The following is a 24,797-nucleotide window of genomic DNA, read 5'->3' as shown; positions in this document are numbered from 1 at the left end:
GATGGCCGCCCCCGGGCGGCCATTGTCGTGTCGGCGCCTTCCGGCGCCTAATAAGCATATAACGGATTGATCGCACGCCTGCGTGTCGCCCTCGTCCCCCGATCGTTATCATGCTGATCATTAACTTCATTGCTCCAGGAGGGCTCCATGCCCCAGCTCCTTTACCGCTGGCTGACCGCCGCCGCCCTGCTTCTGCCTGGTACCGCCATCGCCGCCGACGAAGGTCCGCTGGAGGTTGGTTATATGCCGATCCTGCCGGTGGCTCAGCTATTCGTGATGGAGGGCGAAGGCTGGACCGAAGAGGCCGGTCTGGAACTTGAGCTGACACGCTTTTCCAGCGGGCCGGCGATGGTCCAGGCGCTGGCCTCGGGTGATCTCGACGTCATGTACTTCGGTATCGGCCCGGCCATGGTGGCTCGCGCCAACGGGGTACCGATCAAGGTACTGGCGGCCGCCATCCAGGAGCAGATCGGCCTGGTCGCCCGCGGCGAACTGGCCAGCCTGATGGCCGACGCCGACCCGGCCCAGGCCATCGCCGACTTTACCGAGCGCGAAGGCCGTCGGCCCAAGATCGCCACCTTCCCCAAGGGCTCGGTACCCGACACGGTATTGCGCTACTGGCTGGACGAACGCCTGGGCATCGGCAGCGACGCCGTCGAGATCGTCGCCATGGGCGCCGATCGTGTCCAGCAGGCGCTGCTGGCCGGTGCAGTGGACGCCGCCTCGACCCTGGAGCCGATACTCTCCACCGTGACCGAACGCCTCGACGACGCCCAGATCGTGGCCCACGCCTCGGACATGTTGCCGGGTCAACCCGGCGCGGTGCTGGCTGCACGCGAAAGCCTGCTCGAACAGCGCCCCGATGCCGTCAGCACCTTGCTCGAACTTCACCTGCGAGCGACCCACGCCCTGGTCGATACGCCACAGCAGGTCGCCCCCTCGGTGCGCGAGTTCGTCGGCAAGCGTCTGGTGCCGCTGGAAACCGTAGAGGCTGCACTGTCGTCGCCCTTCGCCAACTACGGCGCCGATCCCCACGCGATCGTCGAGGGCACCCGCACCATGCATGACTTCCAGCTGGCCAACGGCACCCTCAAGCAGGGCCTCGACATCGACACTCTGTTCGACACCCGCTGGTACGACGACCTGACCGCAAGCGCTGACGCAGACGCCGAAGAAGGCGACACGAGCCCATGAAGTCGGTATCTCGTAGCCGGCGCACCGGCCTCGGTGCGCTGGGGCTCGTCGCCTTTGTGGCACTCTGGGAGATCTCACTGCGCCTGGGGCTGCTGCCCGGCAATCTGGTCCCGCTGCCCTCTGCGATCCCGACGGTCTTCTGGGGCGAGGTGGTCGACGGCATCTGGTGGGAAGTCGTCAGCTCGAGCCTGTCTCACTACAGCGTAGGGGTGGCCATCGGCTCGCTGGCAGGCATCGCCATGGGCGTAGCGGCGGCCCTGCTGCCGGTGTTCGACGCCCTGCACGCCTGGCTGGCGCGCCTGCTTCGCCCGATCCCGCCACTGGCCTGGATCCCCTTTGCCATCATCTGGTTCGGGATCACACCATCGGCGGCGGCCTTCATCATCAGTATCGGGGTGTTCTGGATCAACTACTTCGCCAGCTACAGCGCGGTGCGTGCGGTGGACCCCGGCTATGACGAGGTAGCTAGGGCCTTCGGCCAGGGTTCGCTGCTGGCCCGCCTGACCAAGGTCAGCCTGCCCGCGGCGGCCCCCGGCATCCTCGGTGGCCTGCGCGCCGGCCTCGGCCAGGGCTGGATGACCGTGGTCGCGGCCGAACTGTTCGGCATTCCCGGCATCGGCCAGCGCATGATGGAGGCCTCGGGCCTGCTGGCCACCGATATCGTGGTGGTCTACATGCTGACCATTGCCGCGCTCTACGCCCTGTTCGACCTGGGCTTCCTGCATCTGCAAAAAAGGCTGCTGATATGGACACCCTGACAGCCGAACGCAACGCCGACGCCTGCGTGCTCAAGGCCCATGACCTGGCCCTGGGCTTCGGCGGCCAGCGCGTGCTCGAACATGTCGACCTGCGCCTGGCTCCACGGGAGTTCATCGCCATCGTCGGTGCCTCCGGGGTCGGCAAGTCGACACTGCTGCGGGCACTCTGCGGCCTGCTGCCGGCGGTGGCAGGCGAGCGCTGGCTGGACGAGAGCCCACGTGATGGAGCGCGGCCCTGGTCGATGGTCTTCCAGGCGCCGCGGCTGTTTCCCTGGCGACGCATCCGCGCCAATGTGGCGCTCGGGCTCGAGGGACTGGGGCTGTCCCGGGAGGAGCGCCAGCGCCGCGCCCTTGCGCCGCTGGAGCTGGTCGGCCTGGGCGACATGCCCGAGCGCTTTCCTTCCACCCTGTCCGGCGGCCAGCAACAGCGTGTCGGCATTGCCCGGGCGCTGGCGGTAAAGCCCCGGGTGCTGTTCATGGACGAGCCCTTCTCGGCGCTGGATGCGATCACTCGCCGTCGCCTGCAGAACGAGTTGATCGACCTGCGCCAGCGCACCGAGGCCGCCATCGTCTTCGTTACCCACGACATCGAAGAGGCTGTACTGCTGGCCGACCGGGTGATGGTGCTCGGTGGACATCAGGGCGGGGCCCCGGCGCGGGTCATCGATACCCTCGAGATCACGCTGCCCACCGACAATCGCCGTGAGCATGCCGACTTCGGCGCCCAGGTCCATCATCTGGAAACATTGATCGGCGCCGTCCCGGAGGCGTCATGAGCGATACCGGCCTGCCCCCCCGCGAAGCGGGTGATTCACGCTTGAAGGTGATGCTTCACGCTCCCTGCGCCGAGAGCCTTGCCCGCGCCAGGCGCAATGCCCGCAACCTCAAGGCCGCCAGCCCCGAGGCCGAGGTGCTGATCATCACCAATGCCGGCGGCGCGGCGGCCGCCGTCGCCACCCCGGACGACACCGACGCATGGTTAAAACTGTGTCGCAACAGTCTCGACGCCCAGGGCATCGTCGACACCCGGGGACTGGCCATCGTCGAGGCAGCGGTACTCACCCTGGCCGAGGGCCAGCGCCAGGGCTGGGCCTATATCCGCGCCTGACGCACGCGTTTGATCCACGTCCAGACAGACCGCCTTGGCAGGAGGCCATTGCGGTCGCCCTTGCAGGTCGCCCTTGCAGGTCGCCCTTGCAGGTCGCCCTTGAAGGCGAGAACGGAGCCAGGCGAGACGCGCCCTCTGCCCCCCACGATTCCCATGCTCTGCCAATGGCGTTCGACCAATGTCGCAGCTCGCCGACTGAACATTTTGCAGATTCGCGCATCAGACCTTGTCACAAATCTTTCAATAAAGCTTAAGCGCGCGTTAAGGCAAAGCCGTTACGCTGCAGCTCTAGCGATGGTGTCAGTAGATGTCTTCTGGCCCGCCCCCTGCACCGACAAGGAATTCCGAACATGCCCTTCCTACAGCAGGTCTACCGTACTCGCCCCCGCTTCGCCACCAAGGGGCTTCTTCGTATCTCTCTGGCCCTGGTCGGCGGCCTCGCCCTGATGGCCTTCTGGTCGTCCATCAGCCTGCCCCTCGGCAGCCTCAGCCTGATTCTCGGTGGCCTCGCCCTGTGGCCCCGAACCGCAAGCTCGGAGCGTCGAGACGACGCCACAGACAGCGGCAACGGCGTACCGGTTCGCGAGCTCGCCCTCGCCGCCCTGGGGGTATTGATCGCACTGCAACTGCTGGGCTGACGCCCGGCGAGCTGTCGCGGTTCACCGTCTCCCGGCTCAAGGGGGATATCTCAGGCCATCGCCGCTTTACAGCGGCGCGCAGTGACCGGATCATGACTCCCTGCAAGGCGACCCTCGCCGCCTTCGTCCAACGCCAGGGAGGCCTGTCATGACGACGACACTCACCGGTGCCGACATCGGCGCACGGCTGACCCGGCTGCGCCAGGCGGCGCCGCTGGTCCATAGCCTGACCAACTACGTGGCCATGAACAGCGCCGCCAATGTGCTGCTGGCCGTGGGCGCTTCACCGGCCATGGTCCATGCGCGTGAGGAAGCGGCCGAGTTCGCGGCATTGGCCGACGCTGTGCTGATCAATATCGGTACGCTCTCGCCTCACTGGGTCGAGGCCATGGTCGAGGCTGCCACCAGTGCCGGCGAGCACCAGACCCCCTGGGTGCTCGACCCCGTCGCCGTTGGCGCCACCGCCTATCGGCGAGAGTCTGCCGCCAGGCTGCTGGACTTGAGGCCCAGCGTCATTCGCGGCAACGCCTCGGAGATCATCGCCCTGGCCGAGGACGGTCTTGGCGGGCGCGGCGTCGACTCCACTGCCGCCAGCGACGACGCCGTGCAGGCGGCCGTCGCCCTGGCCCGGCGCCAGGAGGCGGTGGTAGCGGTAACCGATGAGGTCGATCTGGTCACCGACGGCCGGCGGCTGGTGCGCGTGCCCGGTGGACACCCGCTGATGCCCCGCGTGACGGCGCTGGGCTGCGCCCTGTCCGGTGTGGTCGCGGCCTTTCTCGCCGCCGATCAGGATCCGCTGGTCGCCACCTGCGCGGCCCTGGCCTGCTATGGCGAAGCCGGCAGTCGCGCCGGCCGCACCGCCCAGGGTCCTGGCAGCTTCGCCGTCGCCTTTGTCGACGCCTTGCATCAGCTCAATCCCGAGACGCTGTTACGGCGAGAACCTCTCGCCATCGAGTCTCTCGACTGACCCGACCGCCCTACCCGATTCATGTACCAGGAGCCCCTCGTGACCCACTCTCCTCGACGCCTTGATGCGCGCCCGTTCGACCCCCGCAGCCTTCGCCTCTATCTGGTCACCGACCCCGGGCTATGCGCATCCATGGGGATTGAAGCGACGGTGGAGGCGGCGGTACGCGGCGGAGTCAGCCTGGTGCAGCTACGTGACAAGACCGCCAGCGATGACGAACTGGTGCAACTGGCGCGCCGACTGAAACCGGCGCTGGCCGAACACGGGGTTCCTCTGGTCATCAATGACCGCGTCCAGGTCGCGCTAAAGGCACAGGTCGACGGCGTGCATCTGGGGCAGGACGACGGCGATGTGGGCGAAGCCCGCCGCCTGCTTGGCGAGACGGCGATCATCGGCCTGTCGGTGCAGCACCCCGACCAGCTGTCACGCCTGGATGTCCAGGCACTGGACTACCTGGGACTCGGACCGGTATTCGCCACGCCGACCAAGAGCGACCACGCCACGCCGCTGGGCTTCGATGGTCTCGCCTCGTTGGTGGCGGCGAGCCCGCTGCCCAGCGTGGCCATCGGCGGGCTCAAGCGCGAGCACGCCTCGGCGGTGCGTCAAAGCGGCGCCGATGGCATGGCCGTGGTCTCCGCCATCTGCGGCCAGGCGGACCCGGCGTGCGCCGCGCGGGACCTGCTGACGGCCTGGAAAGGCTGAACCTGCCTGGGAGCCCGGCCAGGCAGCCCACCGCCGAACGCGACCCTCAGACGCGAGGCCTGACCCTTCGACGCCCATGGACCATTGCGGCGATCAGGTTGTCGCCCAGTCGTCGCCCCTCCAGGATGGCACCGCCCACGTGCAACGGCACCAGACACAGTACCGCCGTGGCGAGGCCCTCGTGCAGCTCCTCCATCCAGTGCACATCGTGGAAACGCTCGGAGTGCACCATCAAGATGCCGGTGGTACCGAGCCCCACCAGCAAGGCCAGCATCAGCAACATCATCACCGCCCCCAGCGGGGTATGGGTGATGCGCTGAGACGAACACTCTTCCTGTGCTGCGGCCTGTCTCTTGAGCGCCGCTCCAAGCCGGGTCGCTGTCGGCCAGAAGCTCGACCAGCGCACCGGCCAGGGCCCCACCAGCCCCCAGACGACACGCAGCCCTATCAGCCCCATCAGGGTGTAGCCGATATAACGATGTGGGCCAATTTCGGCGTAATTGAGGGCAAACCCCAGCACCAGCGCCCAGTGAAAGACGCGGACCAACGGGTCCCACACCTTGATCTGCCGGCCTTTTGAATGTGACGGAATCGATGCCATCGTCCTGCTCCCTGAAGGTGATACGCCTTGTCGCGTAACAGGCAGCCTGACGGCAGCAACTTAAGGCAAGCTTAGGCGCTGTCCGAAAAGTCGACGAGCGCAGGCACTTTTCAGACAAGCCCTAGGACGGCAAGCGCCTCCCCCCAAGGCGACGTGATGTCGGTCAACCTCCTGGTCCTTCCATCCGATCAAGCGCCCAGCTCAGGCCGAAGGGCGCCGCTTGAGGCTGGTGCGCCCCTCCTGGTAGGCGATCGCCAGGCCGCTGGCGATGATCAGGGTGCCGCCGATCAGCACCCCGAGATCCGGCACCTCGTCCCAGATCATCCAGCCGAGCAGGACCGCCCACAGCATGGCGGTATAGTCGAAGGGGGCGGCGATAGCGGCCGGAGCGTGACGAAAGGCCAGGGTAATAAAGGCGGTGGCGCCGACCCCGAGCACCCCGGACATGAGAAAGGCCGGCCAATGCTCCAGCGCCGGCGCCTGCCATACCAGCGGCAGGGCGACGCCGGTCACCACAAAGGGTACCAGGGTCATGTAGAACACCATCGCCCACAGGTGCTCGCGGGCGCCGTAGCGCCGAGCGGTGATCATCATCAAGGCATAGAACACCGCCGCCCCGAGCATCGACAGGGCACCCAGCGAGATGCCTTCACTGCCTGGACGCACGATCACCAATACACCGGCAAAGCCCACCAGCGACGCCAGCACCACCGGCACGCTCACCCGCTCGCCCAGCAGCGGGACCGACAGCAGGCTGACAAACAGCGGCGCGGCAAAGGCGATGGCGGTGCCCTCGGCGAGCGGCATCATCGTCAACCCCAGCACGAAGCAACCCATGGTGCCGGTATAGATGAGACCACGGATCAGATGCACCCCCGGGCGTCGGGTCGACAGGGTGCGCAGGCCGCCCCCCTGGTGTGCCAGCAGCATGATCAACGGCAACGACACCAGGGTGCGAAAGAAGATGATCTGCAACGGCGAATGCACCTCGCCGAGCCACTTGGAAATGGCGTCACCGAGCGCCAGGCACAGCACGCCAAGACACATGAACCCGATACCCTTGAACGATGACCCCATGCTCTCCTCCCTGTCCGCAGCGCTGATGGCAAGTGGCTCACGACCACCACTTACCTGACCCAAAAACGAACCCCGCCGGCACGGGGCCGACGGGGGTAACAGGGACAACGTTAGGGGGCGAACGCTTCGCTGGCAAGAACAGACGCACCAGAACTGTGCACTGGTGTATGCCATACAGCAAAAGGCCCGCCGGAGGCGGGCCTTGTCGGAGAACGACGTGAAGCCGGCGCGAACTGACGCTTAGAGGCTGGCCTGAACGACCATGCAGTCCATGCCCTGCTGCAGCAGTCGCCGACAGGCCGAACGGGCCTGGCCTTCCTGCAGGTCCACCACGCGGGCACGGTAGATGTTGGCATTGTCGGCTCGCGCCACCGCTACCCGGGCGTGGGCCATCTCGCCTGCCAGACGATCGGCCGCCTGGCTGGCCTGGCTGCGCGCGCTGTCCATGTCGCTGAACGCCCCCACCTGGACCCCCCAGTCGCCGGTCTGCGCGATGGTGCTGTTCGCATTCGCGCTGGTGGTGTTCGTGCTGGCCGCGCTGGACGGCGCGCTCGACACGGCACTCGACACAGGGCTGGGCTCAGGCCTCGCCGCTGCCGCGTCGGGCACCGAGGCCGCCACCGGAATCGATGCCAGGGCGGGTGCCGAGGCACTCGGCAGGTCGATCAGGTTGCGCAGCGGGTCGGGACCGGACGAAGAACGACGCGAATCGGAAATGATCGGGGCGGCGGACTCGAAGCGCACCGGCGCTGTCGCCGACTGGCGGCTGGCCAGTGTCGGCGTGGCCGGACGAACCACGGTCTCGACCCGTGACGGTCGCACCGCAGTCGATGGCACCTGAGCGACACGGCTCGGCGTCGGCGCAGAGATCAACCCACGCTGGCGGGGCGCCATCAGTTCGCCACCGGAGACGTCGGTATTGGCAAGGAAACCACGACCGTCGACCAGCGAAGCCCGCAGGAAGCCGCGGTCGAGCAGGCTCATCATCTGCTCATCACGGGAAGCGGCGGTGTAGCCGCCCATGACCACCGCCACCATGCGCCGCCCATTGCGCGTGGCCGAGGTCGCCACATTGAAACCGGAGGCGCGAATGAAGCCGGTCTTGAGACCATCGGTACCCGGGTACTTGGTCAGCAGACGGTTGTGACCGGTATGGCGAGTGCCACGCCAGGTAAACTCGGTAAGAGAGAAGTAGGGGTAATACTGGGGGAAGTCCAGCATCAGACGACGCGCCAGGATGACCATGTCCCGCGCCGTGGTGACCTGGCCGGAGTTGGGCAGGCCCGAGGCGTTGCGGAAGGTGGTGTTGTTCATGCCCAGGCTGCGCGCCTTGCGGGTCATCATGTCGGCGAAGTGCGACTCGGAACCGCCCAGGGACTCGGCCACCACCACCGCCACGTCATTGGCGGAGCGCACGACCAACGCCTGGATGGCCTTCTCCACCGGGATGCTGTCACCGGGCTTGAGCCACAGCTTGGTCGCCGGCATCGAGGCCGCATGGGAAGAGACCGGCAACGGCTGGCCCAGACTCATGGTACGACCGTCCAGAGCCTCGAACAGCATATAAAGGGTCATCATCTTGGTCAGTGAGGCCGGATAGCGGCGCTCATCGGCGTTTTCCGCGTACAGGATCTCATGACTCTCGGCGTCCACCACGATGCCTGCGTAGCGCGGATTGCCTGCCTGGGCGGACTGCACCACCATCAGACAGGTCACCACCAGCGCGACCAGCATCGTCAGCGAACGCCACCCGGAATTCCTTGTGGTCACCATTTATCCAAACCCCTGCGATTTCCAGACTGCACTGACGGCATTATGACCCACTTAACCGGCCTGTACAGGCCAAATTGGCGAGCGTTCACCATCATTCTCGGCATTATATAGACCATTTCGGGCGAACCAGCCGTTCATGCAGGCGCCTTTGTCGTCGTCCACTTGGGCAAAAGCCGGGGCGGGCCTACTCCTGCGCGCTTGCGTCAGGTCAAACTCCCGCACGGGCCAGCAGCGCCTCGGTATCAACGCTATCACGCTGGGCCGGCGTCAAGAAGCGTTCGGCGTAGTCGCTGTAGATCCGCTGCTCCAGCATCAGCCGGAAGATCTCGGGGTCCAGATGGCCCTCCCGCACCATGTCGGCCAGCGTCGCCAGTGCCCGGGAAAGGGTCATGGCCGACTTGTAGGGGCGGTCCGCGGCGGTCAAGGCCTCGAACACGTCCGCCATCACCATGACCCGCTCCTCGAGGCTGGCGTCCTTCATCGCCAGTCTGCGTGGATAACCGGTACCGTCCATGCGCTCGTGATGATTGCCGGCGATGGCCGGGACCCGACGCAGGTGCGCGGGCCAGGGCAGCGCCTCGAGCATCATGATGGTCTGGACCACGTGCTCCTGGATGCGGAATCGCTCGACCTCGTTGAGGGTGCCGCGGGACACCCTGAGATTGAAAAGCTCGCCCTGATGGCCGGCCAATTCACTGGGCCGCATGTCGAAACGCCAGACATTGTCGGGGTCGTCCGGCGCCACCGCCGGGCGAGAGCGGTGCCAGGGGATCTCGTGGCGTGGCAGGTCGGCCAGCAGGCGCTCCTCCGCGGGCAGCCTGCGCAGAGGTTCGCGGGACATGCGTTTGAGCTCATCTCGCGATACCCCAAGCCGATCATCGAAGTGCCGCCACCAGCGCCACTCGGCGATGACGTTCAGGCGCTCCAGCAGCTCATCGCTGATGGCCTCGCCCCCCCGATTGGCCTCGGCCACGCATTCAAAGGCTGCGATCAGCTCCTGCTGTCGCGCATGGCGCCGTCGCTCCAGCGTCACCGGATCGCCACCGTGGGCGCGCCCCTGCCAGTAGGCCACGTCGGCATCGCGCCACAGCACCTCGAAGCGGGTGCGAATCTCATGGATACGGTCGTAGCGGGCCTCGAGCTTGGTGGCCTTTTCCATTACCTCGTCGGGGATCGCCAGCTTGCCGCAGTCATGCAGCCAGGCCGCCAGATGGAAGGCGCTGCGGCGGGTCGCGTCGAAGTGAGTCTCGGCGTATACCCCGTGCTCGCTGCGATCGATGCCCTCGACGATCATCTCCGCCAGTACCGGCACTCGCGAGCAGTGGCTTCCGGTATGCGGCGACTTGGCGTCGATGGCATGGGCCACCAGCTGGACGATGCCCTCCAGTAGACGCGCCTCACCGCGCAGCAGTCGCCTCAGGTCGATGGCCACCGCTGCCGCCGCCGACACTTCGGCGACGAAGGCACGCCAGTGAGCGTCGTCATCGTCCAGCGAGCGCCGCGCCAACGCCAGCAGACCCAGCGTCGCTCCCTCCCGGTTACGCAGCGGCTGCAACAGATAGCCGGCCGCCTCAAAGCGCTCGATCAGCGCCTCGAGCTCGGCCTCGGAGCCTTCCTGCAGTCGCAGCTCCCGACTCCGTGGGTCCGCATCGGGGTCCCTCGCCTCCCCCTCCCTGGCGATCCGAGCGAAGCGTCCCTCGTCCTGTTCATCGGCCAGGTAGATGGCCCCGGCGCGACTGCCGGTGCCGCGCAGCAGATCCTCGAGAATGCTGGTCAGCATGCGATCCAGGCGTGGCTCGCTGTTGAGCACCCGGGTGATGCGTCCAAAGCCCTCGATACCACGCGCCAGCCGGCGCAGTGCCACGCTGAGCCCGCGCACCTCGGTCACCCGGGAGCCGACACCGTCGCAGGCGGAAAAATCGTAGCGCCCGAGCGCCTCAACCTGTCCGGACAACTCCCGCAATGGACGCCCCAGCCGTCGTCCCAGCAGCACCCCCAGCGGCAACAAGGCCAGTGTCACGGCCCCCGCCAGCAACGAACTCTCCAGCATCATCTGGCGCACATCGGAGGTCAGCTCGTCTTCCGGGACGGCTGCAATCAGCCGCGTGGCCTCGCCCCCCAGGGTGACAAAGGGCAGCACCAGCCCCCACCACTGGCGACCGTCATGGGACAACCGCCGCGGTGGCTGGTCGACGTTCGTGGTCAACAATTGCGCCAGCACCGGCATGGCCAGATCCTCGAAAGAGGACAATTGGCGGGCGTTGCCGGGCCCAGGATCCAGTGTGGCGTCCAGGGTAGTCGCCAGCGCCTGGCCAGAGGCGGTGACTACCGCCATGCGCGTCTGCGGCGTCAACCGCAGGTCATCCAGGCCGATGCCAAGGTCCCGCGAGGCGACATCCAGGCCGACCACAGCGTCACCGCTGCGGCGCGCCATGCTGATGCCGATTTCGCCGGTGTTGAAAAACACATAGGGAGCGGTCAGGAAAGGAGCGTCACCCTCGGGTGCCTGCTGAAACCAGGGACGGCTGCGCGGATCGAAGAAGTACTGGTCGAGTCGCTCGCGCCCGAGCGGAGCAAGCGATGGATCGAACAGATGCCATTCACTCTGCGGTGGCTGGCCAGGGCGGGCATCCACCACCAGCGCCAGGTAGGCCGCGTCCTGGCCGCCGTTGTTGACGATGCCGGGGCGCTTGCTCTCGAGCATGCGATCCACCGCGCGAAACATCAGGAAGTCGCCGCTGCCATAGCCGATGTAGACGGCGTCGACCAGTCGATGGGCTTCCAGCGCCGCCCTCATCAGCGGCAACGCTGCCAGCCGGCCGTCCCAGTCGTCGGCCTCGCCCGGGGCCCCGTTGGCCAGCATGTCGATGGCCACCCGTGCCGGCCTCACCAGCGCTTGGGTGCGCGCCTCCAGGGTGTCGACCAGCTGAGCCGAGGTCTCTTCCAGGGTCGCCCCCAGCGTGCGCTGGGACTGGTGCCAGGAGAACCCCAGCAGCGCCACCGCCATCACCACCATCACCCCGACGATAACGATACCGATCAGCCACTGCACCGGAATGACGAGACGATGGCGGTACATGGTCGGACCTCTCGTGACGAGGCAAAAGGGACTTTCAAGCGTGACGAAACGCCCTAAGCCGAAAGGGGTAGCGCTCTCTCCACTATATGTGCAGATCTGTAGACGCGTATCCCGAACACAGCGGCAGGCTCCACGTTAGGTCAACGCCGAGCTCGGGCCCGGATGGCATCGATATCGACCTGGTCGATCTGTCGGTCGGCCACAAAGGTATCGGCGTAGCGCCGCCACACGCCGCTATCCAGCAGCAACTCGAAGACCGCCGGGTCCAGGTGGCCGTCCTTGACCATGTCAGCCAGGATCTCCAGCGCGCGGGACAGCGGCAGGCCATTCTTGTAGGGACGATCGGAGGCGGTCAGCGCCTCGAACACATCCGCCAGCGCCATGATCCGCTCTTCCAGGCTGGCCTCGCCGAGTCGCAGCCGCCGCGGATACCCCTGTCCGTCCATGCGCTCATGGTGATTGCCGGCGATCTCCGGCACTCGCTTCAGGTGAGCGGGCCAGGGCAGAGACTCGAGCATGATGATGGTCTGGATCACGTGCTCCTGCATGCGGAAGCGTTCGACGTCGTTGAGCGTGCCTCGGGCGATGCACAGGTTGTAGAGCTCCCCCTGATGCTCCGCCAGGGACGGCGGCTCCATCGAAAAGCCCCAGTGATTGTCGGGGTCCTCGGGATGCACCGGGGGGCACGGACGCTGCCAGGCAATGCGATGACGGGGCAGATCGGCAAGCAGACGCTCTTCTGCAGGCAAGGCGCGACGGGGTTCTTCGGCCATGTTGTCCAGTTCGGCCCGTGACAGCCCCAGGCGGTCATCGAAGTAACGCAGCCAGCGCCACTCGCCGATGGTCTTCAAGCGCTGGCAGTCGGCCTCGCCCATCGCCTCGCGGCCATGGTTGGCCTCGGCGACGCAGGCGAAGGCCTCCTGCAGCTCCTGGCGCCGACGCTGCAGTACCTGGTCAAGCTTTGTTGCTTCGCCCCCCTGGGCGATGGCGCGCCAGTAATCGAGTTCGGCGTCTCGCCACAGCACCTCGAAGCGGGTCCGGATCTCATGGATCCGGTTGTAACGGGTCTCGAGCTTGGTGGCCTTCTCCATGATGTGGTCTGGGGTGGTCAGCTTGCCGCAGTCGTGCAGCCAGGCCGCCAGGTGGAAGGTGGCGCGCTCTTCCTCGCTGAGGTGAACCGCAGCAAAAGGGCCCTGGCGCGCCCGGTCCACTTCGTCGATCAGCATCTCCGCCAGTTGCGGTACCCGGGTACAGTGTCCCCCGGTGTGGGGTGACTTGGCATCGGTGGCCCTGGCGACTAGCTGAATCATGGCGTCCAGCAGACGCGCCTCGCCCTCGAGCAGGCGGCGCATGTCGATGGCCACCGCCGCCACCGATGACACCTCGGCGACGAAGGTGCGCCACTGGTCATCATCCTGACCACCGTCCCGGTGCGCCAGCAACAGAATCCCGAGACGCTTGCCGGCGCGGTCGCGCAGCGACTGCACCAGATACCCTTGCGCCTCCAGCGCCCGCCGCACCTCCAGCAGAGGGCCCGAGTCCTGGTCGACCTCGAGCGTCGCCGGCAAAGGGGCATCGCCCCACCCCTGCCCCGCCTCGGCGACCGGCGACAGGCGGACAGAACTGTCCTCGTTGGCCAGATAGATGACCCCGTGGTGGCTGCCGGTGACGTTCAACAGCTCATCGAGGATGCCGTCGAGCATCACGTCGAGTCGGCGCTCGCGTCCCAGCATGCGATTGATGCGCCGAAACTCGCCGACGCGGTGCACCAGAGTGTCCAGCGCACCGGACAGGTGAGCCACCTCGCGCACCCGGGAGTCGACCCCGCGATAGGCATCGAGGTCGAACTCGGAGATGGTCCGTACCTGCTCACCCAGTTCGCGCAGTGGGCGCCCGAGTCGGCGACCCAGCAGGATGCCGAGTGGCACCATCAGCGTCACCAGCCCCAGCGACAGCAACAGACGGTGCCACAGGGATTCACGCAGGCTCGCCATCAGCTCCCGCTCCGGCATGGCCACCAGCAGCCAGGCCAGTCGACTGCCGAGCATGTCGAAGGGCAGCGCCAGCCCCCACCAGTACTGCTCACCACAGAAGTAGCGGACCGGCGTCGCCAGCACCCCCTGATCCTTGAGCTCGATCAACGGCGCCTCGCCCAGATCCTCCAGCGAGGTCCCCGGCAACAGCGCCGCATCCTTGTCCGCGTTGTGGGCGAGCACATCGCCCTCGGGGGTAGTGATGGCCAGCAGTGACCCCTGGGTGGTGGCAAACGCATGGATTTCCTTACCGAGATCCGCGGAGGTCATGTCGATGCCAAGCACGGCGCGTCCATCACGGGATCGCTGGGACAGGGTGACGCCCTGCTCACCGTTGGTGAAGAAGGTATAGGGCGCCGATAGCTGCGGGCCGTGCTCGTCCAGCGCCTGACGAAACCAGGGTCGATCGCGCGGGTCCAGGCCGTGGCTCTCGATGGCGATGCGACGTAGCTCCCTCGCCTCATCGTCGAGTACCTGCCAGTAGCCAGCCATGCCTTGCCGCCTGTCGCCGTGCAGGATCAGCGCCAGGTAAGTGCCACCGGCCAGATTCAATGAGTCGGATACTGCCCCGGGCGACAGTCGCTCGATGGAGCGAACCATCAGAAAGTCGCCGTTGTCGGAGCCGATGTAGGCGCCTCCCAGCACCTCCTGGGCGTCGACCACCGCCGCCAGCATGGGCAGTAGATGATCGCTTCGGGCACTGTCGAAGTTCTCGATGCTCGTTTCTCTGCTCAGCACACCGAGCATCGCCCTGGAAGGTTCGATCAGCGAGCGGGTCTTGACCTCCACCGTCGCCGACAGCTGCTGGCTGGATCGCTGCAGCGCCTCGACCAGCGAGTCCCGAGCCTGATCCCACGACTGCCACAGCAGCAGACCGGCCATCATCAGCGTCATGCCGACGATGGAGGCAGCGATAAGCCATTGGATCGGGAGTTCACGGCGGGCAAATAGAGGCATTGAAGGACTCGAGGGTGGCAGTCGACCAGCAGTGACGACTACCTATCACTCTATGCCAATTCAGCCGCTCTGGAGCGGGGGGCAACTACCCCCTATGCACTACTTCGCCCACATCTTTCGTCTTGCCCCTCGCCCATGGCGGCCGTGCCTGCCCAGACGTTCAGGTCAGCAGCCGCGTCATGCCCAGCCACACCAGACGCAGCGACAGCGCGGTCAACACCACCCGGAATCCGGTGTCGAAACGCCGCTCCGACACGTGATGCAACAGGCGCAGTCCAAGCCAGGTGCCCAGCACCCCGACGCCGATCATCAGCAGGATCAACCACAGCCAGTCGGCGAACAGAAAACCGGCGACGCCGAAGACGAAGGCCTTGGTCAGGTGCTGGAAGGTCATGCAGGCGGCGAAGGTGGCCACCGTGCCCTGGCGGGAGTTGCCGTGCTGCTTGACGAAGGCTGCCACCATGGGCCCACTGGCGCCGACAAAGCTGGACAACAGGGTGGTGACGGCGCCGGCGATCAGGGTGCCCAGTCGGCCCAGGGCGCGCTTGGGCAGCCCCGGCCCCCACAGGGTATAGAGCACGAAGGCGGCAATCGACAGTTCCAGCACCCCGCTGGGCAGGCGGATCAGCAGCCAGCCGGCCACCAGGGCGCCGACCAGGGCACCGGGGACAAAGGTCGCCAGCAGCGGCCAGTGAACGTGTCGCCAGCTCATGGCCAGGCGTCCGCCGTTGGAGCCCAGCTGGACCATGCCATGCACCGGGATCAGTGCCGCCGCCGGCATCACCTGGGCCATGGTCATGATCAACAGGGTGCCGCCGCCCACGCCCAGCGACGCGCTGATCATCGAGGTGACACCGGACAGCAGGATCAGGCCGAGACTGACGACGGGGGACAGCGGCGAGATAGCGGCGAGCCACTCCATGGCGACAAACTCCTGAGACAAGAAAAGCCAGAAGCTTACCTTTGTGTGCCACGGCTCGCACTCGCTGACGACCCGCCCGCCAACATCGCCTCGCTACCCGCAACGCCAACGCCAACGCCAACGCCAACGCCGATCGATCTTCCGGGCGGAAGATCGATCGGCGCGGGTACTTTCCGTGAAGGCAAGAGCCGTGACGACAGGATCAGCGATGGGCACATTCAGCGGCTGATACAGAGAAGAGGCTCAGGCCAATCATCAGGATCAGCGTTTCAGGCCAAGCGCCGCCAGGGATTCGCGCTCGCGGCGGGCGTAGAGCTCGAGTTCATCGCGCACCGAGGCCCCCAGCGCCGCCTCGAAGGCGTCACGGTTGGCGTTGCCCTGCCCCACCGCACTCTCCTCACCGCCCAGGTTGGACTGGAAGATGCCCGCCGCCGACACCGGCAGGAAGTCCTCGTAGGTCAGCGGCTCGGCCACCACCTTGCCGGCGGCGATCTGTGCCTCCACAGAGGCGTCACCGTCGAACTCGTCTACCGCACGGTAGACGAAGTAGGCCAGACCCTCGCGGCGCAGGGTGGTCTCGTCATCGGGGAAGTCGGTGAAGACCTCGGCCAGGCGTGCCTGATGGGCGGCGTTGTCCAGCCCCTGGGTCGCCTTGCGGGCCTCGCCCAGCAAGCGGTCATAGAGCGCACGGCCCTTGGGGGTCAGGGCTACACCACGCTGCTCGATCTCGCCGAAGCGGGCGGTATGGCTACCCTCGGCGTCACCGACGAAACGGGTGGTCTCTTCCAGCGCCTTGAAGCTGGTCTGACGCAGCAGGATCGGACAGGCGCGCCGGGGCGGGCCCTCGATCACCGCCTTGGGCGTCATGCCATGCTCGGGCATCCGGCGCTGGGCCTCGTCGATGTCCAGGGTACGCGGGGTCAGATGGTTGATGTGCGGGCCACGGAAGCAGACCACATCGGCGATCAAACGGTGGGCCGAGTGCAGCCGCTCGTAGGTGGCGCGGTCCACGGTGGCGTCCTGGTGCCAGCGGAAGGTCTCCAGGGCTTCGGCGACGAAGCGCTCGGCCTGTTCCTCGGTGAGGCCACCCTGCTGCTCGAAGGTGGCGATCAGTTCACGCACCCCCGGAGTGAAGATGTCGCGCTTGGCCAGGATCTCGCTGGCCAGGGTGCGCAGCTCGACGTCCTCGATCAGCTCGAGGCGCAGCAGCGAGGTAAACAGGCGGAAGGGATTGCGTGCCAGGGCCTCGTCGGTGACCGGGCGAAAGGCGGTGGAGTGCACCGGCACCCCGGCCTCGGACAGGTCGTAGTAGCCCACAGGGAACATCCCCATCACCGCAAACAGGCGCCTCAGGGTGGCGAGTTCCTCGGCCGTGCCCACCCGGATCGCACCGTGACGCTCGACGCCCAGGCGAGCGTGCTCGCCGCTGGCCTCGAGCCGCTCGGCCAGCGCCGGATCAGCCTCGAGGGTCTGCCGATTCACCTGCTCGACCAGTGACAGCAGGGTGCCGTACTGGGGCACCTCGGCCTGGTACATGGCCGACATGGCAGAGGCAAAGCGGTCACGAATCTCGTCGGCGGTCACAAAGTCGGAAGACATCCGGGCTCCTATCGGTTGGCAGGCGGTGATGCCACCGATAAGACCAGAGCGGGGAGGCGGCGACAAACGAAAATTATCGCTGGTTGTATTCCTTCAAGGAATGCCACGGCGGTGGTCGCCGCCATCACTCTCGACACTCCGCGCCTTTATCGGCGCAGTCTTTCTCGCAGCGACGCCATGGGAGCCACCCCGCGCTACCAGTCCTCCAGCTTATGTGCCCCGCTGCTGTCGCCCCCGTCCGCCTTGCCGCGCTCTGCGCGAGCAAGCGCGCGGCCAGGGCGCCTCAGTGCCCCAGGATCTGACTCAGGAACAGCTGGGTACGCTCCGAGCGCGGGTTGTTGAAGAACTCCTGGGGCGGCGCCTGCTCGATGATCTGGCCCTGATCCATGAAGATCACCCGGTCGGCCACGGTCTTGGCGAAGCCCATCTCGTGGGTCACGCAGAGCATGGTCATGCCTTCCCGGGCCAGCTCGATCATCACGTCCAGCACCTCCTTGATCATCTCCGGGTCCAGCGCCGAGGTGGGCTCGTCGAACAGCATCACCTCCGGGCGCAGACACAGCGCGCGCGCGATGGCCACGCGCTGCTGCTGGCCGCCGGACAGCTGGCCCGGGTACTTGTGGGCCTGGTCGGCGATCTGCACCCGCTCGAGAAACTCCATGGCGGTGGCCTCGGCCTCGCGCCGGGGTTTCTTCTGTACCCAGGTCTGGGCGATGCAGCAGTTGTCGAGCACCGACAGGTGAGGGAACAGATTGAAGTGCTGGAACACCATGCCGACGTGCCGGCGGATCTGTTCGATGCGCTTGACGTCCTGGGTCATGTGCACCCCGCCCACGGTGATGCGGCCCTGCTGGTGTTCCTCCAGGTGATTGATGCAGCGGATCAGGGTGGATTTGCCGGACCCCGAGGGCCCGCACACCACGATGCGCTCCCCTGGCTGCACGGTCAGGTCGATGTCGCGCAGCACGTGGAAGTCCCCGTACCACTTGTTGAGGCCGTCGATCTCGATCATCGGCGTGTTCGAATCCGCCGTGGTCGCCGCTTGAGCAGACATGGCTGCCTCCCGATCAAATTTGTTGTTGTGGGCCGTCAATGGCCGGTATGTAGACGCCGTTCGATATATTGGCTGTAACGTGACATGCCGAAGCAGAAGATCCAGAACATCAGCGCGGCGAACACGTAGCCCTCGGTGGCGAAGCCCAGCCAGTTGGTGTCGGTGAGCCCGGCACGGATGATCGCCAGCAGGTCGAACAGGCCGATGATCAGCACCAGTGAGGTGTCCTTGAACAGCGCGATGAAGGTGTTGACGATGCCCGGGATCACCAGCTTGAGCGCCTGGGGCAGGATGATCAGGCCCATCCGCCGCCAGTAGCCCAGGCCCAGCGCCTTGGCGGCCTCTTCCTGGCCTCTGGGGATCGCCTGCAGGCCGCCACGCACCACCTCGGCCATATAGGCGCTCCAGAAGAACATGATGCCGATCAGTGCGCGCAGCAGCTTGTCGAACTCGACCTCGCTGGGCACGAACAGCGGCAGCATCACCGAGGCCATGAACAGCACCGTGATCAAGGGCACGCCGCGCCAGAACTCGATGAACACCACCGACAGGCTGCGCACCAGTGGCATCTGCGAGCGCCGGCCCAGCGCCAGGATCACCCCCAGCGGCAGCGAGCCGACGATACCGACGATGGCCACGGTCAGGGTCAGCATCAGCCCGCCCCACTCACGGGTGGGCACCGCCGGCAGGCCGAAGTGGCCTCCCAGCAGCAACAGCCAGGCGATCACCGGAAAGCCGACCAGGGCGAAGATCACCACCCAGCGCTTGGCCGGCAGTCGGGGAATCATCAGCCAGGCGATGGTGGCCACCAGCAGCGCCAGGGTGATATCGACGCGGTAGCGCTCGGTCTCGGGGTAGAAGCCGTAGACGATGGTCTCGAAGCGGGCGCTGATGAACACCCAGCAGGCGCCCTCGCCGGTACAGGCTTCGCGGGTGGTGCCGATCCAGTCGGCGTCGATCAGCGCCCACTGCACCAGCGGGGACAGCGCCCATACCAGCACCGCCAGGGTGATCAGCGAGACCACCGAATTGAGCGGGGTCGAGAACAGCCGGCTGCGCAGCCAGCCGGTGACACCATGGCGCGCCACCGGCGCCGGCCGGGCGGCGATCATCGAATGCTCGGTGGACGCGGCAGCCGGCGCCACCTCGGGCTCACTCGGGGGGTGCACCGGGGACTGGGAAGGAGGTGTGGGACGCTCGGTCATGGCAGCAGTCCTCCAACGAAGACAGGCAAGCGGCTCATGGCAGAGCGCATGGTTGGCGTATTCATCTCAGCGCTCCTTGAGCAGGGTCCGGGCGTTGTAGACGTTCATCAACGCCGACACCACCAGACTGATGGTCAGGTAGACCGCCATGGTCATGGCGATGATCTCTATCGCCTGGCCGGTCTGGTTGAGGCTGGTACCGGCGAACACCGCCACCAGGTCGGGATAGCCGATGGCGGTCGCCAGCGACGAGTTCTTGATCAGGTTCAGGTACTGACTGGTGAGCTGCGGCACGATCACTCGCATCGCCTGGGGGATGACCACCTTGCGCAAAGTGATGTTGCCCGGCAGGCCGATCGCCCGGGACGCCTCGATCTGCCCCTTGGGTACCGACTGGATCCCTGAACGCACGATCTCGGCGATAAAGGAGGCGGTGTAGATCGACAGCGCCAGCCACAGTGCCATCAGCTCCGGGATCACGGTGATACCGCCGGAGAAGTTGAAGCCCTTGAGCGACGGCACGTCCCAGGCAAGCGGGATGCCGCTGGCCACGAACACCAGCAACGGCAGGCCGATGATCAGGGCGCTGCCGAGCCAGTACACCGGCAGCGCCTTGCCGGTACGCTGCTGCAGCCGTCTGGCGTAGATACCAAGGGCCACCACCGCCAGGATCGCTACCACCAGCGCCAGCTGGGTCAGGCCGAAGCCTGGCTCGGGCACCGGCGCCGGCACGATCAGCCCGCGCACGTTGAGAAAGAACGCCTCGAGCAGCGACATGCTCTGGCGCGGACTGGGCAGGGCCTGGAGCACGGCGAAGTACCAGAACAGGATCTGCACCAGCAGCGGAATATTGCGGAAGGTCTCGACGAAGGCCGCCGCCAGGCGAGCCAGCAGCCAGTTGGGCGACAGCCGGGCGATACCCACGGCGAAGCCGATCAGGGTGGCGGCCAGAATGCCGAGCCCGGACACCAGCAGGGTATTGAGCAGCCCCACCACGAAGGTGCGGGCGTAGCTGCTGTCGCCGGAGTAGTCGATCAGGGTCTGGGGGATCGAGAACCCGGCGCGCTCACCGAGGAAGTCGAAACCGGTGGTGATGCCCCTGGCCTCGAGATTGGTCAGGGCATTGCCGATCATCATCGCGATCAGCGCGGCGAGGCCTGCCAGCAGCAGCGCCTGGATGATCAGCGCACGAAAGGCAGGACGCCGCCATAGCGGCGTCCGTTCGATAGGGGGCGTGGACATGGGCGAGCCTCTTGCTGGACGACGCTTGCCTCCGGCCCGTCTCGCGGCCGTGGGTATTCACCCGCGAACGGCGAGGGGGCCGGCGCGCGACGTCGTCGCTCTATCCGTCATGGGTCGGACGACCCCGGCCATGGCCGGGGTCGCAGCGGACAGTATCAGCGGATCGGCGGGGCGTAGAGGATGCCGCCTTCGTTCCACAGGGCGTTCATGCCACGGCTGATGCCCAGCGGTGAGTTTTCGCCCACGGTATCGGCGAACACCTCACCGTAGTTGCCCACCTGGGAGACGATGTTGTAGGCCCAGTCGTTGGTCAGACCGAGCTGCTCGCCGTAGGTGCCGTCGACACCCAAAAGGCGCGCCACCTGGGGATTGGGCGGATCATTCTTCATCTGCTCGGCGTTGTCGCTGGTGATGCCCAGTTCCTCGGCATTGACCATGGCGAAGACCGTCCACTTGACGATGTCGAACCACTGGTCGTCACCCTGGGCAACCACCGGGCCCAGCGGCTCCTTGGAGATCAGCTCGGTGAGGATCTCGACGCTGTCCGGTTCCGGCAGCTGCAGGCGCAGGGCGCTGAGCTGGGAGGTGTCCGAGGTGAGCACGTCACAGCGCCCGCTGGCGAAGCCCGAGGCGGTCTGGTCCGGGGTATCGAAGGTCACGGTGTTGATGTCGATGCCCTTGGCCGGGAAGTAGTCCGCCAGGTTGAGCTCGTGGGTGGTGCCGGACTGGATACAGATGGAGGCACCGTTCAGGTCCTCGAGGCTTTCGATGCCGAGATCCTTGGCCACCATGAAGCCCTGACCATCGTAGAAGGTGGTCGTCGTGAAATTGAGGCCCAGGGAATTGTCCCGGGTGGCGGTCCAGGTGGTGTTGCGCGAGAGCACGTCGATCTCACCGGACTGCAGCGCGGTAAAGCGCTCCTTGGCGGTCAGCGGGGTGAACACCACCTTGTCGGCGTCACCGAAGATCGCCGCCGAGATGGCGCGACAGGTTTCCACATCGAGTCCCTGCCAGTTGCCGTTCTCGTCCGGCGAGGAAAAACCGGACAGGCCGACGTTGACACCGCATTGGAGTTCGCCGCGGGAGGTGACTTCGTCCAGGGTGGCGGCCGAAGCACTGCTCGTCACGCCCAGCGCCGCTGTGGATAGCGCGGCGAGGGAGAGGGTCAGCAACGTCTTGTTATTGTGTCGCATGGATTCAACTCCAGTAATGGATGAGCGTTGTACGCCCATTCACTATCCGAGCCTCGGCCGGCGTGGTCAATCCTGATGTCGACGTTTGTTTTAAACGATGGATTGAAGGTCGATGGCAGCCCCCATCGAAAAGAGGCCCGGGAGGAGCGTACCCGCTGGCACGCCCCCTCCGGGCAAGAAGTACTCTTCTCCTGCACCAGGCGCGCCTTGTATCAGGACAGCGCCACGTCCTTAGGCGTTGTCCGTAAAGACGCCGAGCGCAGGCGCCTTTCACATAGGCCTCTAGTGCGAGGTGCCTTCTTCATAGTGGGTCTTGTTCCACACGTTGTACTTGCCTGACGGCTTGTCCATCGGCACCCGGGTGATCTCCTCGAGGCTATCGGCGTCGTAGGCGATCACCGCGCCGTCGCGCTCCCACAGGCTCAGCAGCAGGGTCTCGCCGTCGCGGTCGAACTCCACGTGGGCAGACGTCTTGCCCGGCTCCGGGACCAGGGTGCGCACGATCTCGAGGCTGTCCTTGTCGATCACGTGGACACGATCACGGTTGGGCCCGAAGAACACGTCGGTCCAGGCGAAGCGGGAGTTTTCGTGGCTGCGCATGAAGAAGCCCGGTCCGTCGGTATGCAGCGTCTTGATCAGCGAATAGTCGTCCATGTCGATGATCGAGACTTCGGGCTTGGCCAGGTGGGGAATCGCCATCACCCGACGTCCGCCGGTCTCCCAGGTGATGCCGGAACCCAGATGGGGCATGCCCGACAACGGCAGGTCGGCCAGCTTGTCGCCGCTGTCCAGGTCGATGACCATGGCCCCATCGCCACCGCGGGAGGCGCCGATGACGCGGCGGTACTCGGGGTCGAAGAAGAAGTCGTCGAGGTAGTCCGGCACCGGCAGACGCCGGACCTCGAAGCTCTCGCCCCTGGCCTCCAGAGCCTTGCGCGCGGGATCCAGCGGCTCGTCCATATGCCCCGTGGCCACCACCGCTTCAGGCGTCACCGGCCAGGGGATCTCCCACAGCTCCTTGACGTCCTTGAGCGCGGCGATAAAGCTCGAGCGCGGCGGCGCGGCGTAGACGGCGCTGACCCGGGAGCCGTTACCTTCGGCGTCGGCGGCGGGATAGACCCGCATGGGATCGAGCCGGTGGGCGTCGAACAGCACCAGGTTGCCTGGCAGGGTGTTGGCGGCCATCACGTAGCGGCCATCGGCGGACACCGCGATGTTGCGCATATTGATGCCGGCGCGGACCTCGGCCACCACGGCGAAGTGATAGAGATCGAACTTGGTGATCCAGCCGTCGCGGGAGCCGAAATAGACGTAGCGGCCATCCGGGCTGTACTTGGGCCCACCATGCAGGGCAAAGCGGGTGGGGAAGCGCGCAAGGCGCTCGAAGGTGTCGCCGTCGAGCACGCTGGCGTGGTGATCGCCGGTCTCTACCACCACGAACAGATTCTGCGGATCGGCGTCGAACTCGGGCGTGTCGCCAAGGCTGCCGGGGGGATGCGACACCACCTGGCTTGCGCGGATATCGTCTAGCGTCCAGTCGGGGGTCACCGGCGGGTCACTCAGCACCCAGTCGCTCAGGGCATCGACCTCGGGCCCGGTCAGCGTGTCGGTAAAGCCGGGCATCTGGGTCGCGGGGCGGCCATCGGCGATCACCCGACGAACCTCTTCGGGCTTGATGCGCCCCAGGTTTTGGGGCAGCAGCGCCGGTCCCATGGCGCCCAGACGGTCGGCGCCGTGGCAGCTGGCACAGTGATCCTGGTAGAGCTGCGGCGGCGCCGAATTTGCCGTTATCGCCTCTTCCTGAGCCCCAGCCAGCTCTGGTATCAAGGCTGGCATCAGGACTGGCATAAGCCCGATCAGGGCCGCGCCCAGCAGTCTTGCCGTGTTCATGCCACCGCCTCCGCCACCGCGTCCATATCGAGTCGCCCGGCCAGGGACACCACCTCGCCCACCACGATCAGCGTCGGCGGCTTGAGCCCCTCGGCCTGGATGGTCTCCGGCAACTGGCCCAGCCGGGTGATCACCCGGCGCTGTTCCCGGGTGGTGCCGCGTTCGATCAGCGCCACCGGCTGGTCGGCGGGCAGGCCGTTGGCGAGCAGTTCGCGGCGAATCAGCTCGGCGTTGGTCAGCCCCATGTAGAACACCAGGGTGTGACGGCGACTGGCCAGCGAGCGCCAGTCGAGATCGAGGCTGCCGTCGGCGCGGGCGTGGCCGGTGACGAAGGTCACCCCTTGGGCGTGGTCGCGATGGGTCAGCGGAAAGCCGGCGTAGGCGCTGCAGCCCTGGGCCGAGGTGATTCCCGGCACCACGCGAAAGGGCACCTGGTTGTCCACCAGCATCTCGGCCTCTTCGCCGCCGCGCCCGAAGATGAAGGGGTCGCCGCCCTTAAGGCGCACCACCCGCTTGCCGGTCACCGCCAGGCGTACCAGCAACTGGTTGGTTTCCTCCTGGGTCAGGGCGTGGCAGCGCGCCGCCTTGCCCACGTAGAAACGCTGGGCCGCCTTGGGCGCCAGCGCGAGCACCTCCGGTGACACCAGGCGATCATAGACCAGGCAGTCCGCCTGGCTGAGCAGGTACAGCGCGCGCAGGGTCAGAAGGCCGGGGTCACCGGGGCCGGCGCCGACGATGGCCACCTCGCCGGAGGCGAGCGGCGCTTCGCCGAGCTGGTCGTAGAGGGCTTGCAAGGACATGGTGA

At 66.4% G+C, this 24,797-nt stretch carries 20 protein-coding genes; 7 read left to right on the top strand and 13 right to left on the bottom strand.

Translation table 11 applies throughout. From position 1 onward, the window contains the following. The first annotated feature begins 147 nt into the window (after positions 1 to 147). From C6W88_RS08470 to thiE, 7 genes are all read left to right on the top strand, one after another. A complete protein-coding gene (locus C6W88_RS08470; protein ID WP_045993498.1) occupies positions 148 to 1,194 on the top strand; it encodes an ABC transporter substrate-binding protein in 1,047 nt (348 codons plus the stop codon). Beyond that, a complete protein-coding gene (locus C6W88_RS08465; RefSeq protein WP_108132144.1) occupies positions 1,191 to 1,952 on the top strand; it encodes an ABC transporter permease in 762 nt (253 codons plus the stop codon). Before C6W88_RS08470 ends, C6W88_RS08465 begins: the two co-directional genes overlap by 4 nt. Continuing rightward, positions 1,940 to 2,728, top strand: a complete 789-nt coding sequence (locus C6W88_RS08460) for an ABC transporter ATP-binding protein (protein ID WP_108132143.1) — start codon at positions 1,940 to 1,942, stop codon at positions 2,726 to 2,728. Before C6W88_RS08465 ends, C6W88_RS08460 begins: the two co-directional genes overlap by 13 nt. Beyond that, entirely contained in the window at positions 2,725 to 3,060 is a 336-nt protein-coding gene (locus tag C6W88_RS08455) for a hypothetical protein (protein ID WP_108132142.1), read from the top strand. Before C6W88_RS08460 ends, C6W88_RS08455 begins: the two co-directional genes overlap by 4 nt. Before the next feature lie 350 nt (positions 3,061 to 3,410). Beyond that, a complete protein-coding gene (locus C6W88_RS08450; RefSeq protein WP_108132141.1) occupies positions 3,411 to 3,698 on the top strand; it encodes a hypothetical protein in 288 nt (95 codons plus the stop codon). 148 nt (positions 3,699 to 3,846) lie between these two features. Further along, a complete protein-coding gene (thiM, locus tag C6W88_RS08445) occupies positions 3,847 to 4,665 on the top strand; it encodes a hydroxyethylthiazole kinase (protein ID WP_108132140.1) in 819 nt (272 codons plus the stop codon). A 39-nt stretch (positions 4,666 to 4,704) separates the two neighbouring features. Further along, the gene (gene thiE, locus C6W88_RS08440; RefSeq protein WP_258183924.1) at positions 4,705 to 5,367 is read left to right on the top strand and encodes a thiamine phosphate synthase; all 663 of its coding nucleotides are present in this window, start codon (positions 4,705 to 4,707) and stop codon (positions 5,365 to 5,367) included. A gap of 46 nt (positions 5,368 to 5,413) precedes the next feature. Here thiE and C6W88_RS08435 read toward each other — a convergent pair whose 3' ends face one another. The 13 genes from C6W88_RS08435 to cobA all read right to left on the bottom strand — a co-directional run bounded on the left by C6W88_RS08435 (position 5,414) and on the right by cobA (position 24,792). Further along, a complete protein-coding gene (locus tag C6W88_RS08435; protein WP_108132138.1) occupies positions 5,414 to 5,968 on the bottom strand; it encodes a cytochrome b/b6 domain-containing protein in 555 nt (184 codons plus the stop codon). A gap of 201 nt (positions 5,969 to 6,169) precedes the next feature. Further along, positions 6,170 to 7,045: a DMT family transporter gene (locus tag C6W88_RS08430; RefSeq protein WP_045993504.1), complete on the bottom strand. Its 876-nt coding sequence runs from the start codon at positions 7,043 to 7,045 to the stop codon at positions 6,170 to 6,172. Positions 7,046 to 7,285: 240 nt separating this feature from the next. After that, a complete protein-coding gene (locus tag C6W88_RS08425) occupies positions 7,286 to 8,818 on the bottom strand; it encodes a D-alanyl-D-alanine carboxypeptidase (RefSeq protein ID WP_108132137.1) in 1,533 nt (510 codons plus the stop codon). Positions 8,819 to 9,026: 208 nt separating this feature from the next. After that, positions 9,027 to 11,897 (bottom strand): HD domain-containing phosphohydrolase, encoded by a 2,871-nt coding sequence (locus C6W88_RS21870; protein ID WP_108132136.1) that lies wholly within the window; start codon positions 11,895 to 11,897, stop codon positions 9,027 to 9,029. A gap of 140 nt (positions 11,898 to 12,037) precedes the next feature. Further along, positions 12,038 to 14,887: an HD domain-containing phosphohydrolase gene (locus C6W88_RS08415; RefSeq protein ID WP_108132135.1), complete on the bottom strand. Its 2,850-nt coding sequence runs from the start codon at positions 14,885 to 14,887 to the stop codon at positions 12,038 to 12,040. Positions 14,888 to 15,047: 160 nt separating this feature from the next. Next, positions 15,048 to 15,809 (bottom strand): sulfite exporter TauE/SafE family protein, encoded by a 762-nt coding sequence (locus tag C6W88_RS08410; protein ID WP_045993508.1) that lies wholly within the window; start codon positions 15,807 to 15,809, stop codon positions 15,048 to 15,050. A gap of 261 nt (positions 15,810 to 16,070) precedes the next feature. Further along, positions 16,071 to 17,408 carry a 2-oxoadipate dioxygenase/decarboxylase HglS gene (gene hglS / locus C6W88_RS08405; RefSeq protein WP_108132134.1) on the bottom strand — a complete coding sequence of 446 codons (1,338 nt, stop codon included), beginning with the start codon at positions 17,406 to 17,408 and terminating at the stop codon, positions 16,071 to 16,073. Between the two features lie 283 nt (positions 17,409 to 17,691). Next, on the bottom strand, positions 17,692 to 18,420 hold the full coding sequence (locus C6W88_RS08400) for an amino acid ABC transporter ATP-binding protein (protein ID WP_045993549.1): 729 nt from the start codon (positions 18,418 to 18,420) through the stop codon (positions 17,692 to 17,694). Between the two features lie 77 nt (positions 18,421 to 18,497). Further along, a complete protein-coding gene (locus tag C6W88_RS08395; protein WP_045993550.1) occupies positions 18,498 to 19,574 on the bottom strand; it encodes an amino acid ABC transporter permease in 1,077 nt (358 codons plus the stop codon). Between the two features lie 159 nt (positions 19,575 to 19,733). Then, positions 19,734 to 20,909 carry an amino acid ABC transporter permease gene (locus tag C6W88_RS08390; protein ID WP_108132133.1) on the bottom strand — a complete coding sequence of 392 codons (1,176 nt, stop codon included), beginning with the start codon at positions 20,907 to 20,909 and terminating at the stop codon, positions 19,734 to 19,736. Between the two features lie 155 nt (positions 20,910 to 21,064). After that, on the bottom strand, positions 21,065 to 22,102 hold the full coding sequence (locus C6W88_RS08385; RefSeq protein WP_045993511.1) for an amino acid ABC transporter substrate-binding protein: 1,038 nt from the start codon (positions 22,100 to 22,102) through the stop codon (positions 21,065 to 21,067). Positions 22,103 to 22,384: 282 nt separating this feature from the next. Further along, entirely contained in the window at positions 22,385 to 23,992 is a 1,608-nt protein-coding gene (locus tag C6W88_RS08380; protein WP_269320706.1) for a nitrite reductase, read from the bottom strand. Beyond that, positions 23,989 to 24,792, bottom strand: a complete 804-nt coding sequence (gene cobA, locus C6W88_RS08375) for a uroporphyrinogen-III C-methyltransferase (protein ID WP_108132132.1) — start codon at positions 24,790 to 24,792, stop codon at positions 23,989 to 23,991. The genes C6W88_RS08380 and cobA overlap by 4 nt, the downstream gene beginning before the upstream one ends. Positions 24,793 to 24,797: the final 5 nt, after the last annotated feature.

Origin of the sequence: Halomonas litopenaei, from assembly GCF_003045775.1 — a bacterium.
Classification (GTDB): Bacteria; Pseudomonadota; Gammaproteobacteria; order Pseudomonadales; family Halomonadaceae; genus Halomonas; species Halomonas litopenaei.
This window is presented reverse-complemented; position numbering and strand designations above follow the sequence as displayed.

Coding starts and splice junctions, on each gene's coding strand:
- C6W88_RS08395 (WP_045993550.1), bottom strand. CDS start 19,574: ATGATCGCCGCCCGGCCGGCGCCGGTGGCGCGCCATGGTGTCACCGGC.
- C6W88_RS08435 (WP_108132138.1), bottom strand. CDS start 5,968: ATGGCATCGATTCCGTCACATTCAAAAGGCCGGCAGATCAAGGTGTGG.
- C6W88_RS08425 (WP_108132137.1), bottom strand. CDS start 8,818: ATGGTGACCACAAGGAATTCCGGGTGGCGTTCGCTGACGATGCTGGTC.
- C6W88_RS08385 (WP_045993511.1), bottom strand. CDS start 22,102: ATGCGACACAATAACAAGACGTTGCTGACCCTCTCCCTCGCCGCGCTA.
- C6W88_RS08400 (WP_045993549.1), bottom strand. CDS start 18,420: ATGATCGAGATCGACGGCCTCAACAAGTGGTACGGGGACTTCCACGTG.
- hglS (WP_108132134.1), bottom strand. CDS start 17,408: ATGTCTTCCGACTTTGTGACCGCCGACGAGATTCGTGACCGCTTTGCC.
- C6W88_RS08390 (WP_108132133.1), bottom strand. CDS start 20,909: ATGTCCACGCCCCCTATCGAACGGACGCCGCTATGGCGGCGTCCTGCC.
- C6W88_RS08455 (WP_108132142.1), top strand. CDS start 2,725: ATGAGCGATACCGGCCTGCCCCCCCGCGAAGCGGGTGATTCACGCTTG.
- C6W88_RS08430 (WP_045993504.1), bottom strand. CDS start 7,045: ATGGGGTCATCGTTCAAGGGTATCGGGTTCATGTGTCTTGGCGTGCTG.
- thiM (WP_108132140.1), top strand. CDS start 3,847: ATGACGACGACACTCACCGGTGCCGACATCGGCGCACGGCTGACCCGG.
- cobA (WP_108132132.1), bottom strand. CDS start 24,792: ATGTCCTTGCAAGCCCTCTACGACCAGCTCGGCGAAGCGCCGCTCGCC.
- C6W88_RS08470 (WP_045993498.1), top strand. CDS start 148: ATGCCCCAGCTCCTTTACCGCTGGCTGACCGCCGCCGCCCTGCTTCTG.
- C6W88_RS08450 (WP_108132141.1), top strand. CDS start 3,411: ATGCCCTTCCTACAGCAGGTCTACCGTACTCGCCCCCGCTTCGCCACC.
- C6W88_RS08415 (WP_108132135.1), bottom strand. CDS start 14,887: ATGCCTCTATTTGCCCGCCGTGAACTCCCGATCCAATGGCTTATCGCT.
- C6W88_RS08380 (WP_269320706.1), bottom strand. CDS start 23,992: ATGAACACGGCAAGACTGCTGGGCGCGGCCCTGATCGGGCTTATGCCA.
- C6W88_RS08465 (WP_108132144.1), top strand. CDS start 1,191: ATGAAGTCGGTATCTCGTAGCCGGCGCACCGGCCTCGGTGCGCTGGGG.
- C6W88_RS21870 (WP_108132136.1), bottom strand. CDS start 11,897: ATGTACCGCCATCGTCTCGTCATTCCGGTGCAGTGGCTGATCGGTATC.
- C6W88_RS08460 (WP_108132143.1), top strand. CDS start 1,940: ATGGACACCCTGACAGCCGAACGCAACGCCGACGCCTGCGTGCTCAAG.
- C6W88_RS08410 (WP_045993508.1), bottom strand. CDS start 15,809: ATGGAGTGGCTCGCCGCTATCTCGCCGCTGTCCCCCGTCGTCAGTCTC.